14 protein-coding genes are annotated in these 14,312 nt (G+C 73.2%); 11 read left to right on the top strand and 3 right to left on the bottom strand.

Annotated features, from left to right (window positions below):
- The first annotated feature begins 27 nt into the window (after window positions 1–27).
- Both creB and creC read left to right on the top strand, forming a co-directional pair.
- Entirely contained in the window at window positions 28–765 is a 738-nt protein-coding gene (gene creB, locus ASF45_RS28255; protein ID WP_056671452.1) for a two-component system response regulator CreB, read from the top strand.
- The gene (gene creC, locus ASF45_RS28250) at window positions 762–2,210 is read left to right on the top strand and encodes a two-component system sensor histidine kinase CreC (RefSeq protein ID WP_056671450.1); all 1,449 of its coding nucleotides are present in this window, start codon (window positions 762–764) and stop codon (window positions 2,208–2,210) included. The genes creB and creC overlap by 4 nt, the downstream gene beginning before the upstream one ends.
- On the opposite strand, the gene ASF45_RS28245 is transcribed toward creC, so the two are convergent.
- A complete protein-coding gene (locus ASF45_RS28245; RefSeq protein WP_056671448.1) occupies window positions 2,207–3,178 on the bottom strand; it encodes a LysR family transcriptional regulator in 972 nt (323 codons plus the stop codon). The genes creC and ASF45_RS28245 overlap by 4 nt on opposite strands.
- A gap of 102 nt (window positions 3,179–3,280) precedes the next feature.
- On the opposite strand from ASF45_RS28245, the gene ASF45_RS28240 reads away from it, so the two are divergent.
- Together ASF45_RS28240 and ASF45_RS28235 are read left to right on the top strand one after the other, a co-directional pair.
- Window positions 3,281–4,294 (top strand): tripartite tricarboxylate transporter substrate binding protein, encoded by a 1,014-nt coding sequence (locus ASF45_RS28240; protein ID WP_082551327.1) that lies wholly within the window; start codon window positions 3,281–3,283, stop codon window positions 4,292–4,294.
- Entirely contained in the window at window positions 4,291–5,346 is a 1,056-nt protein-coding gene (locus ASF45_RS28235) for a maleylacetate reductase (protein ID WP_056671446.1), read from the top strand. Before ASF45_RS28240 ends, ASF45_RS28235 begins: the two co-directional genes overlap by 4 nt.
- 13 nt (window positions 5,347–5,359) lie before the next feature.
- On the opposite strand, the gene ASF45_RS28230 is transcribed toward ASF45_RS28235, so the two are convergent.
- A complete protein-coding gene (locus ASF45_RS28230; RefSeq protein WP_056671444.1) occupies window positions 5,360–5,974 on the bottom strand; it encodes a TetR/AcrR family transcriptional regulator in 615 nt (204 codons plus the stop codon).
- A 95-nt stretch (window positions 5,975–6,069) separates the two neighbouring features.
- Here ASF45_RS28230 and ASF45_RS28225 point away from each other — a divergent pair, with 95 nt between their 5' ends.
- From ASF45_RS28225 to ASF45_RS28215, 3 genes are all read left to right on the top strand, one after another.
- Window positions 6,070–7,062 carry an SDR family oxidoreductase gene (locus ASF45_RS28225; protein ID WP_082551326.1) on the top strand — a complete coding sequence of 331 codons (993 nt, stop codon included), beginning with the start codon at window positions 6,070–6,072 and terminating at the stop codon, window positions 7,060–7,062.
- A gap of 6 nt (window positions 7,063–7,068) precedes the next feature.
- A complete protein-coding gene (locus tag ASF45_RS28220) occupies window positions 7,069–8,151 on the top strand; it encodes a hypothetical protein (RefSeq protein ID WP_200932227.1) in 1,083 nt (360 codons plus the stop codon).
- 80 nt (window positions 8,152–8,231) lie between these two features.
- A complete protein-coding gene (locus ASF45_RS28215) occupies window positions 8,232–8,786 on the top strand; it encodes a fasciclin domain-containing protein (RefSeq protein WP_056671442.1) in 555 nt (184 codons plus the stop codon).
- A 109-nt stretch (window positions 8,787–8,895) separates the two neighbouring features.
- On the opposite strand, the gene ASF45_RS28210 is transcribed toward ASF45_RS28215, so the two are convergent.
- Complete coding sequence (locus ASF45_RS28210; protein WP_235581056.1) at window positions 8,896–9,390, bottom strand: GFA family protein; 495 nt, start codon at window positions 9,388–9,390, stop codon at window positions 8,896–8,898.
- A 127-nt stretch (window positions 9,391–9,517) separates the two neighbouring features.
- Between ASF45_RS28210 and ASF45_RS28205 the strand changes: the two genes are divergently transcribed.
- From ASF45_RS28205 to ASF45_RS28190, 4 genes are read left to right on the top strand one after another with little or no spacing between them, the layout of a single operon-like run.
- Window positions 9,518–11,602, top strand: a complete 2,085-nt coding sequence (locus ASF45_RS28205; RefSeq protein WP_369802181.1) for a VIT domain-containing protein — start codon at window positions 9,518–9,520, stop codon at window positions 11,600–11,602.
- Window positions 11,599–12,471 (top strand): exosortase Q, encoded by an 873-nt coding sequence (xrtQ, locus tag ASF45_RS28200; protein WP_056671438.1) that lies wholly within the window; start codon window positions 11,599–11,601, stop codon window positions 12,469–12,471. Before ASF45_RS28205 ends, xrtQ begins: the two co-directional genes overlap by 4 nt.
- On the top strand, window positions 12,455–13,048 hold the full coding sequence (locus ASF45_RS28195) for a hypothetical protein (protein WP_056671436.1): 594 nt from the start codon (window positions 12,455–12,457) through the stop codon (window positions 13,046–13,048). Before xrtQ ends, ASF45_RS28195 begins: the two co-directional genes overlap by 17 nt.
- On the top strand, window positions 13,045–14,304 hold the full coding sequence (locus ASF45_RS28190) for a biosynthetic peptidoglycan transglycosylase (protein ID WP_235581055.1): 1,260 nt from the start codon (window positions 13,045–13,047) through the stop codon (window positions 14,302–14,304). Before ASF45_RS28195 ends, ASF45_RS28190 begins: the two co-directional genes overlap by 4 nt.
- Window positions 14,305–14,312 lie beyond the last annotated feature (8 nt).

Genomic DNA, 14,312 nt, shown 5'->3' with positions numbered 1-14,312 from the left:
GGGGGGCGCGGTGATTACCATGCCGCCATGCCCGCCCCAGCCCCCCGCCCCCGCATCCTGATCGCCGAGGACGAATCCGGCATCGCCGACACGCTGGCCTATGTGCTGCGCGCCGACGGCTACGAACCCGTCTGGTGCGCCACGGCCGGCGAGGCGCTGGCCCAGTACCGCGCCGAGAAGCCCGCCCTGGCCATCCTCGACGTGGGCCTGCCCGACATGAACGGCTTCGAGCTGTTCCGCCGCCTGCACGAACTGCCCGGCGCCGACGGCGTGCCCATGTTGTTCCTGACCGCGCGCAGCGACGAGATCGACCGCGTGGTCGGACTGGAACTTGGTGCCGACGACTACATCGCCAAGCCCTTCTCGCCGCGCGAACTGGTGGCGCGCGTGCGCAGCATCCTGCGCCGCAGCGCGCGTGGCGGCACGGCGCCTGCGGCGCCCGTGGCCCCAGGCGGCGCTCCACCCGTGTTCCAGATCGACGGCGAACGCCGCCGGATCCACTACTACGGCCAGCCGCTCGAACTCTCGCGCTACGAGTACGGCCTGCTGGCCCTGCTGGTGCAGCGGCCCGGCCGCGTCTACACGCGCGACGAGCTGCTCGACATGGTCTGGGACGACGCCGCCCAGAGCCTGGACCGCACGGTGGATGCCCACGTCAAGACCCTGCGCGCCAAGCTCAAGGTGGTGGCGCCCGAGGTCGAGCCCATCCGCACGCTGCGCGGTACCGGCTACGCGCTGCACGAGAACCTGCCACCCACGCCGTGAGCCGGCGCACGCGCATCTTCCTCGGCATCCTGGCGATCTACGTCGCCGGCATCGCCTTGCTGCTGTACCGCGTGGTCGGCGACATCGACCCGCGCTACCGCGAGTCGGCCGAGGAATCGCTGGTCGACACCGCCAACCTCGTCGCCAGCCTGATCGAGCAGGACGTGCAGGGCGAGCGCATCGCGCCGGCCCGGCTGGAGCCGCTGCTGCGCACGCTCTACGCGCGCCAGTTCGACGCCGAGATCTACGGCCTGCGCAAGACCCGCGTGGACCTGCGCATCTACGTGACCGACGCAGACGGCCGCGTGCTGTTCGACGCGCAGCGCGGGCGCATCGGCCAGCACGTGGGCGAGGACTACCTGGACTGGCGCGACGTGCGCTACACGCTGGACGGCCTGTACGGCGCGCGCACCTCGCGCGACGTGGCGCACGACGCCACCAGCTCGGTGATGTACGTGGCCGCGCCCATCCGCAACCGCGACCACGTCACCATCGGCGTGGTCAGCGTGGGCAAGCCGGTGCAGAGCTTCGGCAAGTTCGTGCAGGACGCACGCTGGCGCACGATCTGGGTCGGCGTGGGCTCGGCACTGGCGCTGCTGGTGGGCGCGCTGATCGTCTCCGCCTGGCTGGTGCGCCCGTTCGGCCTGGTGCGCGACTACCTGGCCTGGGCCCGCACGCAGCCACGCCTGCGGCCCGGCCCCATGCTGCGCCATGCCGTGGCCACGCTGCGGGCAGGCGTGCACGAGACGCGCGACGCGCTGACCGGCCGCAACACCATGGCCGACCACGTGGCCACGCTCACGCACGAGATCAAGAGCCCGCTGTCGGCCATCCGCGGCGCGGCCGAGCTGCTGGACGACCCGGCCATGCCGGCCGACGCGCGCGCGCATTTCCTGGACAACATCACGCGCGAGACCCAGCGCATCCAGGAGATCGTGGACCGCATGATGGAGCTGACCACGCTGGAGAGCCGGCGCGTGCTCGAGCATGCCGGCCCGGTGGCGCTGGCGCCGCTGCTCGAAGAGCTGGCCGCCGGCCACCAGGCCGCCGCCGCGGCGCGCGGCCTGCGCATCGAACTGGCGCTGCAGGCCAGCCCCACGGTCTGGGGCGACGCCTTCCTGCTGCGCCGCGCCGTGAGCAACCTGCTGGCCAACGCGCTGGACTTCGCACCCGCCGGTAGCGCCGTGGCGCTGACGCTGGCGGCCGACGCGCGCCAGGCCCGCGTGCGTGTACGCGACCACGGCCCCGGCATCCCGGACTATGCCCGCCAGCGCGTGTTCGAAAAGTTCTATTCGCTGGCGCGGCCGAACGGCGGCAAGAAGAGCACCGGCCTGGGCCTGGCCTTCGTACGCGCCATCGCGCAGCAGCACGGCGGCCAGGCGCTGCTGGACAACGCGCCGGGCGGCGGTGCACTCGCCACGCTGACCCTGCCACTGCGGCGTTAGTGCGCCTCGAGCGGCGCTACGGGCTCGGCCACGGCGCCGCGCGCTTGCGGCACTGCCGCGCCCACCCAGCCGGCCGCCGAACCGATGCTCAGCAGCAGGTGCTCCGTGAACGCACGCACCTTGGCATTGGCCCGGCCGCCGGGTCGCAGCAGGTGGATGCCGCTGACCTCGGCCGGCGGCGCGTCCTCCAGCTGCAGCGCCACGATGCGCCCGGCCGCCAGGTCTTCGCCGATGGCCCAGTTGGGCATCAGCGCGATGCCCAGGCCGCGCGCCGCGCACAGCCGCCGCGTGTCGCAGTCGTTGCTCTCCAATGCGATCTGCGCCGGCTGGCGCCAGTCGATGCCGGGCAGCTCGCGCCAGCCGCGCACGCTGGTGCTGTGCTGGCGGTCGATCAGCCGGTGCGCCGCCAGGTCGGCCATGCGCTGCGGCGTGCCGTGGCGGCGCAGGTAGGCCGGCGACGCGCCCATCACGTAGCGCTGGCTGCCGATGCGCCGGCTGACCAGGGCACTGTCGGGCTGGTCACCGATGCGGATGACGAGGTCGAAGCGCTCGGCCAGCGGGTCGACCACGCGCTCGGTCAGCTCCAGCTCCACGTTCAGCGCCGGGTAGCGGTCGAACAGCGCAGGCAGGTGCGGCGCCACGTGCCGGCGGCCGAAGGCCGGCACGCAGCTCACGCGCAGCAGGCCCTGCACGCTGCCGTCCAGCGCCACCACCTCGCTGCGCGTGTCCATGAGGTCGTGCAGGATCTTCAGCGCGTGCTCGTACAGCAGCGCGCCGGCCTCGGTCAGCGCCAGCGCGCGCGTGGAGCGCGTGAGCAGCGGCACCTGCATCTCGCGCTCCAGCGCGTCGATCTGGCGCGCCACCGACGAGGCCGCCAGGCCGCGGCGCCGCGCGGCGGCGGAAAAGCTCCTGTCCTGCACCACGTCGACGAACAGGGACAGGCTTTCGGCAAAGCCCAGGGAATTCATCTGTGCACCTCGCGCAAAGGCATTTGGCCCGCGCGCGGTATTCCCGCCACGGGGCGCAAAGAATAGCATCGGCCGCCTTCTTCGATCGCGACCCTTCACGCCATGCATCCACACGAGACAACGCGCGCCCGCGGGCGCATCCCTCCCGCCAGCCCGCGCCGGCGCCAGGCGCTGCTGGGTGCCGGCATGGCCCTGCTGCTGGCCGGCGCCGGGCCGGCGCGGGCCAACGACTACCCGAGCCGCATGCTCACGCTGATCGTGCCGTTCGCGGCCGGCGGCACCGTGGACAAGGTGGCCCGCATGCTGCAGGAGCCGCTGCGCGAGCGGCTGGGCCAGCAGGTGCTGGTAGACAACCGCGGCGGGGCCGGCGGCACCATCGGCATGGCCCAGCTCGCCAAGAGCGCACCCGACGGCTACACGGTGGCCATGGTGTTCGACTCCTACGCGACCGAGCAGCACATCCACCGCAAGCTGCCCTACGAGACGCTGCGCGATTTCGCCGGCGTCTCCTATGCCGTGCGCTCGCCCATGGTGCTGGTGGTGCCCGCGGCCTCCCCTTACAAGACCCTGGCGGAGTACGTGGCTGCCGCGCGCCAGCGCGACGTGACCTACGCCTCGGTCGGCGCGGGCAGTTCCAACCACCTGGCGGCCGAGCTGTTCCACGAGACCGCCGGCAGCCGCGGCCTGCACGTGCCCTACAAGGGCGGCGGCCCGGCCATCGCCGACCTGCTGGGCGGCCACGTGGATTCCATGGTCGCCAGCCTGCCGCTGGTCCTGCCCCACGTGCAGGCCGGCAAGCTGCGTGCGCTGGCCGTCACGGCACCGGCGCGCAGCGCGGCGCTGCCCGAGGTGCCGGCCGTGGCCGAGACGCACAAGGGTTTCGAGATCTACTCCTGGGTCGGCATGGTGGCGCCGGCGAAAGCGCCCGCGCCGGTGTTGGACAAGCTCTCCGCCGCGATGACGGCCACGCTGCGCGAGCCCGCGCTGGCGCGCCGCCTGGCCGACAACGGCTTCGAGGTCGTGGCCGGCGACCGCGCCGCCATGGACCAGCTGGTACAGCGCGAGAGCCAGCGCTGGGGCCAGCTCATCGCCAAGCGCAGGATCAGCGTCGAATGAACACCGCTGCACGCCCCTTCACCTACGAGAGCCGCGCCCAGCGCGTGGTGTTCGGCGCCGGCACGCTGGCACAGGCCCCCGAGGAGCTGGACCGGCTCGGCGCGCGCAAGGCGCTGGTGCTGTGCACCGCGCCGCAGCGCGCGCAGGCCGAGGCGGTGGCCGACCTGCTGGGATCGCGCGCCGCCGGCATCTTCGACGGTGCCGTGATGCACGTGCCCCTGGCCAGCGCCGAGGCCGCGCGCGCCGCGGCGACAGAGGCCGGCGCCGACGCGCTGGTGGCCGTGGGCGGCGGCTCCACCGTGGGCCTGGCCAAAGCCATCGCGCTGGTGTCGCCGTTGCCGGTGCTGGCCATCCCCACCACCTATGCCGGCTCGGAGATGACGCCCATCTACGGGCTCACCGAGAACGGCCTCAAGCGCACGGGCCGCGACGCGCGCGTGCTGCCACGCAGCGTGCTGTACGACCCGGCGCTCACGCTGGCGCTGCCGGTGGGCCTGTCGGTCGTCAGCGGCATCAACGCCATCGCGCACGCGGCCGACGGCAACCCGGTCACCGGCCTGATGGCGGCCGAGGGCATCGCCGCGCTGGGCCGCGCGCTGCCCGCACTGCATGCCGCGCCGCACGACCTGGCCGCGCGCAGCGACGCGCTGTACGGCGCCTGGCTGTGCGGCCTGGTGCTGGGCAGCGTGGCCATGGCGCTGCACCACAAGCTGTGCCACACGCTGGGCGGCAGCTTCAACCTGCCGCACGCCGAGCTGCACACCGTGGTGCTGCCGCACGTGCTGGCCTACAACGCGGGCGCGGCGCCGCAGGCCATGCAACGCATCGCCACCGCGCTGGGAACGGCCGACGCGGCGCAGGGCGTGCAGGCGCTGGCGCGCCGGCTCGGCGCGCCGGTGGCGCTGCGCGACATCGGCATGCGCGAGGAAGACCTCGACCGGGCCTGCGCGCTGGCCCTGCGCGACGCCTACCCCAACCCGCGGCCGATCGAGGCCGGGCCGTTGCGGGCCTTGCTGCAGGCGGCCTACGAAGGCGCGGCCCCGGCCGGCTGAACGGCCGCCCGCGTCAGAGCTCCGTCTTCAGGCTGTCGAACGCCTCACGCAGAAATTTGGCCGCCGGCTTGCGCGGGCCGGCCTGCTCGCGCCAGGATTGCAGCGCGAGCCGCAGGGCGCCGATGGACACCATGGCCACCATGCGCAAGGCCGCACGGCGCTCGGGCTGGCGCCAGACCTCGCACAGCGCGTCGAACACCACCACCTCCTGCTGCGCATAGAAGGCCTGCTTGCGCGCCAGCAGCGCGTCGCTGGAGCGCATGAGGTTGTCCACGGCCGTCATCTGCTCGGTGGTGTAGCGCGCGATGTGCTTGACCATCACGTCGCGCACCGCATCCAGCGGCGCCTGGTCGGGCGAGGCCTTGCGCAGGTCGTCCACCAGGCGGGCCGAATCCTCGGCCTGCCAGAACACGATGATCTCGTCCTTGGACTTGAAGTACGAGAAGAAGGCGCGGCGCGAGATGCCGGCCTCGGCCGCGATGGCGTCCAGCGTCGTGCCTTCGTAGCCTTGGGCGAGGAACAGGCGTTGCGCCGCCTCCGCGATGCGCTGGCGGGTCTCGCGGCGCTTGCGCTCGCGCAGGCCTTCTTCGGCGGGCGCAAGGCCCGTGCTGGGGGAATTTCCTGACATGGCCGGGGTCTTTTGCAAAACTGCACTGAGTGCAATAATATTTGCACTCAGTGCATTGTTTGACCACCCAGTTTAGCCCCTCCCTGCCAAGCACCATGAACCACTGGACCGCCTCCGACATCCCTCCCCTGCACGGCCGCACCGCCGTGGTGACCGGCACCGGCGGCCTCGGCCTGCAGGATGCGCTGGCCCTGGCCCGCGCGGGCGCCAGCGTGGTGCTGGCCGGGCGCAACCCGGCCAAGGGCAGGGATGCGCTGCAGCAGATCCGGCACAGCGTTCCGCAGGCCAAGGTGGTGTTCGCGCCGCTGGACCTGGCCAGCCTGGCATCGGTGGCGGCCTTCGGCCAGGCGCTGCGCGGCTCGCACGAGCGCATCGACCTGCTGGTGAACAACGCCGCCGTGATGGCGCCGCCCCAGCGGCGGCAGACCGCCGACGGGTTCGAGCTGCAGTTCGGCACCAACCACCTGGGCCACTTCGCGCTCACCGCCGCCTTGCTGCCGCTGCTGCGCAAGGGCCATGCGCCGCGCGTGGTCAGCGTGTCCAGCATCGCCGCGCGCAACGGCCGCATCGCCTTCGACGACCTGCAGGCGCAGCGGCACTACGCGCCCATGCAGGCCTACGCCCAGTCCAAGCTGGCCTGCCTGCTGTTCGCGCTGGAACTGCAGCGCCGCAGCGATGCCGCGGGCTGGGGGATCCAGAGCATGGCGGCCCACCCTGGGATTGCGCGCACCGACCTGCTGCCCAACGGGGCCGGCGCAGCCAGCCTGCCGGGCCTGGCGCGCCGCTGGCTCTGGTTCCTGTTCCAGCCCGCCGCGCAGGGCGCATGGCCGACGCTGTACGCCGCGACCGCGCCGCAGGCCCGGGGCGGCCAGTACCACGGCCCGCACCGGCTGAGCGAGACCCGCGGCCATCCCGCGCCCGCCCGCGTGCCGGCGCAGGCACTGGACACGGCCGCCGCAGCCCGCCTATGGGTTGTGTCGCAGCAGCTCACCGGCGCGGTGTTCGGCGACGGTCCGGCGGCCACAGCGCCAGGCACCGCGCGCAGTGCCCGCCTGGGCGTCGCACTGGCCCAGGCCCAGCCGGTCTGACGCGCCATGCTGTCCCTCTCCACCCCATCGCCCGCAGCGCGTGCGCCCGACCTGGGCCGGCGCCGAATGAACGCCTTGCTGCTGGCCGCGCTGGCAACCCCGGGCCTGGCCGCGGCCGAGCCCGCCGCCACGCCGGCCCAGCGCGTGCTGGATTTCGACTGGGTCGACGCCACCCGGGCACGCCCGGTGCCCGTGCGCCTGTACTGGCCTGCCGCGGCCACACCCGCGCAGCCGGTGCCGCTGGTGGTGTTCTCGCACGGCATCGGCGGGTCGCGCCAGGGCTACAGCTACCTGGGGCGCCACTGGTCGGCCCACGGCGTGGCCAGCCTGCATGTGCAGCATGTGGGCAGCGATGCGGCCCTGTGGCGCGGCAACCCGTTCGGCATGCTTGGCCGGCTGCAGGCTGCGGCCCAGGAAGCGGAAGCGCTCGCGCGCACCGCCGACCTGCGCTTCGCGCTGGACCGCATGCTCTCGGACGACAGCGGCGGCTTGGGCGCGGCCGTGGACCGCCAGCGCCTGGTGGCCGCCGGGCACTCGTACGGCGCCAACACCACGCTGCTGGCCGTGGGTGCACAGGTGGTGCGCGGCGGGCGGGTGGTCGATTGCCGGGACGCGCGCCTGCGCGCGGCCATCGTGCTGTCCGCGCCACCGTTCTACGGCGAGCCCGATCCGGCGGCGGTGCTGCGCAGCATCGACGTACCGACCGTGCACGTGACCTGCACGGACGATGTGATCCACATCCCCGGCTACCACTCCGGGCTGCAGGACCGGCTGGCGGTCTTCGATGCGATCGCCCACCCCCGCAAGCTGCTGGCCGTGTTCGAGGGCGGCTCGCACAGCATGTTCACCGACCGCGCGCGCACCGGCGGCGCCGCGTTGAACGCCCAGGCCAAGCGCGCGACAGCAGAACTCGGCCTGGCCTTCTTCGACCTCGTCTTCGCACAGGACGGCAGCGCACTGGCGCAATGGCAGGCCACATGGCGGCCCATCCTGAGCGTGGCGCCGGGCGACGCGGGCCGCGCGCCGAGCGGCGGCCGGGCCACGCAGCTTGTAGGACGGGGCCGGGCTTTGGGGATGATGGCAAGTTGAAGGGAATCCAGGGCGGTGCGCTGCGCGTATCAGCAGTGCCGCCGCGCATCTCCGGGGCGGCCAATGCAACAGGAGCATCCATGCAACGCTTTCCTCAACTCGCTTCGATCGCTCTGGCGGCCGTGCTGTCGGTCGCCTCGGTCACGGCCTTCGCCCAGGTCACGGTCGGTGGCGCCCCGATGCTGCCCACCAAGGACATCATCGACAACGCCGTCAACTCCAAGGACCACACCACGCTCGTCGCTGCCGTCAAGGCCGCCGGCCTGGTGGACACCCTGAAGGGCCCGGGACCGTTCACCGTGTTCGCCCCGACGAATGCCGCATTCGCAGCCCTGCCCGCAGGCACGGTCGACACCCTGATGAAGCCCGAGAACAAGGCGATGCTGAGCGGCATCCTCACCTACCACGTGGTGCCGGGCAAGGTGGACGCCAAGTCGCTCGTGAAGATGGTCGAGGACGGCAAGGGCTCCGCGTCGCTCAAGACCGTGGCCGGCGGCACGCTGACGGCCAAGTCCAGCGGCGGCAAGGTCATGGTCACCGACGAAAAGGGCGGCACGGCGACCGTGACCATCGCCGACGTCATGCAGTCCAACGGCGTGATCCACGTGGTCGACAAGGTGCTGCTGCCCAAGTAAGCACGCGCCACACGGCACACGCCCGGTGGAGTCCGTCGTGGACAAGAAAAAAGCCGCTCGCTCGAGCGGCTTTTTTCATGGGCGGCGCCGGTGCCCCGCAGCCGCCCCTTCATCCTGACGCCTCGTCCGCGGCCCGCGCAGCGCGGTGCACGGGCAGGCCGTCCGCCAGCACGGTCCATGCGAGCTTGCTGCCGGCGTGGGTGTGGTCTTGGGGCGGCAAACGCTCTGGGTCGTCGAGGCTGCAGGTGGTGACGTCGATCTCCTCCCCGGCATCGTCGTCCTCGAACGTGAGCTGGGTGCCGCACTGGCCGCAGAAGCTGCGTGTGGCGTGCGGGCTGGATCGGAACCGCGTGGGCGCCCCCCGCACGATCCGCCATGCCACCTTCGGCACGCTGAACCAGGCCACGAACGGGGCGCCCGTGCTGCGGCGGCAGACCGTGCAGTGGCAGCAGGTCTGGTGGAACGGCGCGCCTGCCGCCTCGTAGCGGATGGCGCCGCACAGGCAGCCGCCGGTCAGCATGCCTGGCATGTACGGCAGCGCATGGGTTGGGACGGGCAGCAGCCATGCATGGGTCGACCTCCTGAGAACCTGGTTCGCGTCCATTCTGGACCCGGCGCGGCGCCACTTCACACCGACTTCACACAAGCCCCGCGCCTTCGCACTGCCTTCGCATGCGCGGCCGACAGTGGCTTCCGTGCACCGTCGCACGGCCACTTCCAGCGGACACCCCGTGATCGCCTTCCTTCTTCTTCCCCAAAGCGCCGCCGGGCGCTGGCTTGCTGCGGCCCTGCTGGCGCTGTGCGCCGCGCTGCTGCACCGCCCCGCGCTGGCCCAGCCACGCGAGGCCGACGGCCCGCGCCAGCAGACCGAGAGCCCCTACTTCCTCGTGCGGGGCGACACGCCCGGCGTGGACGCGCTGCCGCTCAAGGCCACCGAGGTCTCCGTGCAGGTCTCCGGCGTGATCGCCGAGGTGCGCGTGGTCCAGCACTACCGCAACGAGGGCCAGGTGCCCATCGAGGCCGACTACGTGTTCCCGGGTTCAACGCGGGCCGCCGTGGGCGGCCTGCAGGTGCGCCTGGGCGAGCGGGTCGTCACCGCGCAGATCCGCGAGAAGCAGCAGGCCCGCATCGAATTCGCCGCGGCCAAGCAGGAGGGCAAGACCGCCGCGCTGCTCGAGCAGCACCGGCCCAACGTGTTCCAGATGCGCGTGGCCAACATCCTGCCCGGCGACGACGTGCAGGTGGAGCTGCGCTACACCGAGCTGCTGCTGCCGCAGGACGGCCGCTACGAATTCGTCTTCCCCACCGTCGTCGGCCCGCGCTACGCGCATGCGGCCAGCCAGGGCGGCAACGCCTGGGCGGCCCAGCCCACGCTGCGCGCCGGCAGGCCACCCGCCAGCCGCTTCACGCTGCAGATGCAGCTCGACGCGCCGCTGCCGCTGCAGGACATCCGCTCGCGCACACACGCCATCGATGTCACGCAGGCGCAGGACCGACCCCGCCACGCCAGCGTGCGCCTGGCCGACGGCAGCGGCCCGGCCAACAACCGCGACTTCGTGCTCGACTACGGCCTGGCCGGCGACCAGCTGGCCGCCGGCCTCATGCTGTCCGAGGGCCAGGGGCCGAAGGCCGAGAACTTCTTCCTCGCGCTGGTGGCGCCGCCCCAGGCCGTGGCGGCCACGCAGATCGCCCCGCGCGAATACATCTTCGTGGTCGACATCTCTGGCTCCATGCACGGCTTTCCGCTGGACACGGCCAAGACCATGCTGCAACGCCTGATTGGTGGCCTGCGGCAAACCGACCGCTTCAACGTGCTGCTGTTCTCGGGCAGCAGCCGCATGCTGGCGCCCCAGTCGGTGCCGGCCACGCAGGCCCACATCGCCCGCGCACTGTCTGCGCTGGACCAGACCATGGGCGCGGGCGGCACCGAGCTGATCCCGGCGCTGCGCCGCGTCTACGCCGAGCCCAAGACGCCCGACGTGGCGCGCACCATCGTCGTCGTGACCGACGGCTACGTGACGGTGGAGCAGGAGGCCTTCGCGCTGGTGCGGCGCCACCTGAACCAGGCCAACCTGTTCGCCTTCGGCATCGGCTCCTCGGTCAACCGCGCGCTGCTCGAAGGCCTGGCCCGAGCCGGTGGCGGCGAGCCCTTCATCATCACCGACCCGGTGCAGGCGCCCGAGCAGGCGGCGCGCTTTCGGCGCATGGTGGAGTCGCCCGTGCTGACCCATGTGCGGCTGCAGTTCGAAGGCCTGGACGTGTACGACCTCGAACCCGCCGTGCAGCCCGACGTGCTGGGCCAGCGCCCCGTCGTGGTGTTCGGCAAGTGGCGCGGCCGGCCCCAGGGCCGCATGCTGGTCCAGGGCCACACCGCCGCCGGCCCCTGGCAACAGGCGGTGGAGGTGCAGCCCGTCCCGCCGGGCCAGGCCGCGGCCCTGCCCGCGCTGTGGGCCCGCCACCGCATCGCCCAGCTGACCGACCAGGAGGCGCTGGAAGGCGGCGACGCCCAGCGCGCCGCGATCACCCAGCTCGGCCTGGACTACGCGTTGCTGACGCCCTACACGAGCTTCATCGCGGTCGACCAGGTGGTGCGCAAGCTGGCACCGGCCGCCAGCCAGCGCGTGCAGCAGCCGCAGCCGCTGCCCCAGGGTGTGGGCGAGCGCGCGCTCGGCGAGAGCGCCACGGTGATCGCCGGTGCCGAAGTGCCCAGCACGCCCGAGCCCGAGACCCTGGGTGCCGTGCTGCTGGTGCTCTCGGTGCTGGCCATGCTGCGCCGCCGTGCCCAGCGCACGCGCAACGGGAGCTTCACGCGATGAGCCCCCACGACCTGGTCCGCAGCCCGCGCTTCGTGCGCTGGGGCATCGCCGTCGACCGCCTGCCTGCCTGGGCCTGGATCGCACTGCAGGCGCTGGCCCTGCTGCCCGCCTGGGCCTGGATGGCGTGGCGCCTGACCGACGGCGCCGACGACCCGCTGGGCCTGCTGGCGCTGGCCGCGCTCGCCACGCTGGCGGCCTTGCACCGCAAGGCCTTGCGCGCCTCGCCCGCCCTGGGCTGGTTGGCCGCCGCCACGGTACTGACGCTGGCCGCCACGCTCGCACGCGGCGCCTGGCCGCCCCTGTTGTCCAGCCTGCTGGCGGTGCTCGCGCTGGCCGCCACGCTGCTGGCGTTCCTGCCACGCCAGGTCGCGGCCACGCCCGTGCTGCTGCTCGCGGTGCTGGCGCTGCCGCTGCTGTCCTCGCTGCAGTTCTACGCCGGCTACCCGCTGCGCGTGCTCACGGCCGAGGCCTCGCACTGGCTGCTGGCGCCGTTCTTCACGGTCTGGCGCGAAGGCAGCACGCTGCTCGTGGACGGCCGCCTCGTCATCGTGGACGCGCCCTGCTCGGGCGTGCAGATGGCCTGGCTGGGCTACTTCACGGCCGGCGCCACGGCGCTGTGGGCCGGCCTGGCCGACCGGACCGTGCTGGCGCGCCTGCCCGGCGTGGGCCTCACGGTGCTGGCCGGCAACGTGCTGCGCAACACCCTGCTCGTGGCGGCCGAGGGCGCGGGGCGGCCGCTGCCGGCCTGGGGCCATGAGGCGCTGGGCCTGGCCGTGCTGGCGGCCGCCTGCGCCGCGATCGCATGGCAGCTGCACCGGCCCGCCACCCAACCCCTGTCCCTCGGAGTGCGCCATGCCCACGCGGCTTGAAACCCTGTTCGCCAACCGCTTCGTGCAGCGCGTGCTGCACAAGACCGCCTTCGCTGCCGCCCTGGCCCTGTGCACGCTCTGGGGGCTGGCCCAGGCCGTCCGGCCCGGCGATGCGGTGCCCGCCCAGACCAGCGCCTGGGAATGGCCCAGCCAATGGGAAGGTGCCGCGCTGCGGCCGCTGGCCCTGGGGCCCGTGGAGCAGCGCTTCGCGCGGCAGTTCCCGGGCGCCATCGCGCGCATGACCGATGGGGAACGCGTGCTGGTGCTGCGCCACGTGACGGCGCCCACGCGCATGCTGCACCCGGCCGAGGACTGTTACCGCGCGCTGGGCTACGGCATCGCCAGCGCACGACTGGAGCACGATGCGCATGCGCAGCTGTGGCGCTGCTTCGTTGCCACACGCCCCGGTGGCCAGCCCCTGCGCGTGTGCGAACGCACGACCGACGCCCGGGGCCAGTCCTTCACCGACACCTCGGCCTGGTACTGGGCGGCCCTGCGCGGCCAGTCCAGCGGCCCCTGGTTGGCCGTGACCACGGCGACGCCGCTGGCCTCCGTCGCCGCCACGGGGCTGCTGTGACCCCGGCCCGGGCGCTGCGCCTGCTGCTGCTCTCGCTTGCCGCCCTGCTTCTGGGCATGCTGCTGGCCGGCGCCGTCGCGCTGCGCTTGCTGGCGCCCCAGTCCGGCGAGTGGGCGATGCCGCTGCGCATCGGGCCTTGGCACACCAGCGTCAGCGTGCCTGCGGCGCTGCGGCTGGCCACGGCCGCCCCCTTCGCGCCGTGGCTGGACGGCCGCCGGCTGCAGACGCGCTGGGGGCCGGTGCAGCTGCACTGGCAGGCCCGCGACCGCAGCCTGCACCTGCAATGCGCGCCCTGCCGCATGCCGGCTTCGGCGCTGGGCAGCGCGCCGCTGCAACTGCAGCGGCTGCAGATCGCCGTCTTCCGTGACTTCGAGACCCTGCAGGGCCTGGTCCGTGCCGACTCGGGCCTAGACGAGGGCCCTGCGCTGCAGGCCTGGTTCACGGGCCGGCTGCGGGACGGCGGCCTCGCGCTGCAGCTGCGCCTGTCCGCCACGCCCGTCGCCGACGCCTACGCCGTGCTGGCGCCGCAGCTGCCCGAGCTGCGGCAGGCGCGGATCGGCGGCGAGATCGCCTTGCGCGCGCAATGGCAACTGCCCGCCGGCCCGTTGCGCGTGCAGCCGCGGCTGGAGGGTTTCACGGTGCAAGGCCTCGGCACCGAAGCCTTGGCCCACGCCACGAGCAGCTGCGGCGCGCCGAGCCGGCTGCGCCAGGGCGACTGGCTGGTACGTGCCGTGCTCGCGGCCGAAGACCAGCGCTTCTTCGAACACCCGGGCTACGACCTCCGCGAACTGCAGGCCGCGCTGCAGGCCAACCAGGCCAGCGGCGGCGTGCGCCGCGGCGGCAGCACGCTGACCCAGCAGCTGGCCAAGCGTCTCGTGACGGGCGACGAACGCAGCGCCACGCGCAAGTTGCGCGAGCTGCTGTATGCCGTGGAGATGGAGCAGACGCTGGGCAAGGCGCGCATCCTGCAGCTGTATCTGGACAACGCCCCCTGGGGCGCGGGCATCTGCGGCGCGGAGGCCGCGGCGCGCGGCTACTTCGACCGCAGTGCGCGCCGGCTGGAACCCGCGCAGGCGGTGTGGCTTGCCGCCATGCTGCACAAACCCGATGCCGAGGCGCGCGCCTGGCGCAGCAGCGGCGGCATCGCGCCGGAGCGGGCCGAGTGGGTCGCCGGCCAGCTGCGCGGCGGCACGCACGAACGCGAACGGCAGGCCGTGCGCCAGAGCCTGCGCGCGATGGCCGGTGCGGCACCGTGAGCGCGGCC

Origin of the sequence: Pseudorhodoferax sp. Leaf265 (genome assembly GCF_001422365.1) — a bacterium.
Classification (GTDB): Bacteria; Pseudomonadota; Gammaproteobacteria; order Burkholderiales; family Burkholderiaceae_C; genus Pseudorhodoferax.
Note: the sequence above shows the minus strand (reverse complement) of the source record. Positions and strands in the feature narration are given on the sequence as shown.

Bases quoted from the DNA above. Each gene is read 5' to 3' on its own strand.
- ASF45_RS28195 (WP_056671436.1), top strand. From the start codon at position 12,455: ATGCCCACGCGGCTTGAAACCCTGTTCGCCAACCGCTTCGTGCAGCGC.
- ASF45_RS28225 (WP_082551326.1), top strand. From the start codon at position 6,070: ATGAACCACTGGACCGCCTCCGACATCCCTCCCCTGCACGGCCGCACC.
- ASF45_RS28245 (WP_056671448.1), bottom strand. From the start codon at position 3,178: ATGAATTCCCTGGGCTTTGCCGAAAGCCTGTCCCTGTTCGTCGACGTG.
- ASF45_RS28240 (WP_082551327.1), top strand. From the start codon at position 3,281: ATGCATCCACACGAGACAACGCGCGCCCGCGGGCGCATCCCTCCCGCC.
- ASF45_RS28230 (WP_056671444.1), bottom strand. From the start codon at position 5,974: ATGTCAGGAAATTCCCCCAGCACGGGCCTTGCGCCCGCCGAAGAAGGC.
- ASF45_RS28210 (WP_235581056.1), bottom strand. From the start codon at position 9,390: ATGGACGCGAACCAGGTTCTCAGGAGGTCGACCCATGCATGGCTGCTG.
- ASF45_RS28215 (WP_056671442.1), top strand. From the start codon at position 8,232: ATGCAACGCTTTCCTCAACTCGCTTCGATCGCTCTGGCGGCCGTGCTG.
- xrtQ (WP_056671438.1), top strand. From the start codon at position 11,599: ATGAGCCCCCACGACCTGGTCCGCAGCCCGCGCTTCGTGCGCTGGGGC.
- ASF45_RS28235 (WP_056671446.1), top strand. From the start codon at position 4,291: ATGAACACCGCTGCACGCCCCTTCACCTACGAGAGCCGCGCCCAGCGC.
- creB (WP_056671452.1), top strand. From the start codon at position 28: ATGCCCGCCCCAGCCCCCCGCCCCCGCATCCTGATCGCCGAGGACGAA.
- ASF45_RS28220 (WP_200932227.1), top strand. From the start codon at position 7,069: ATGCTGTCCCTCTCCACCCCATCGCCCGCAGCGCGTGCGCCCGACCTG.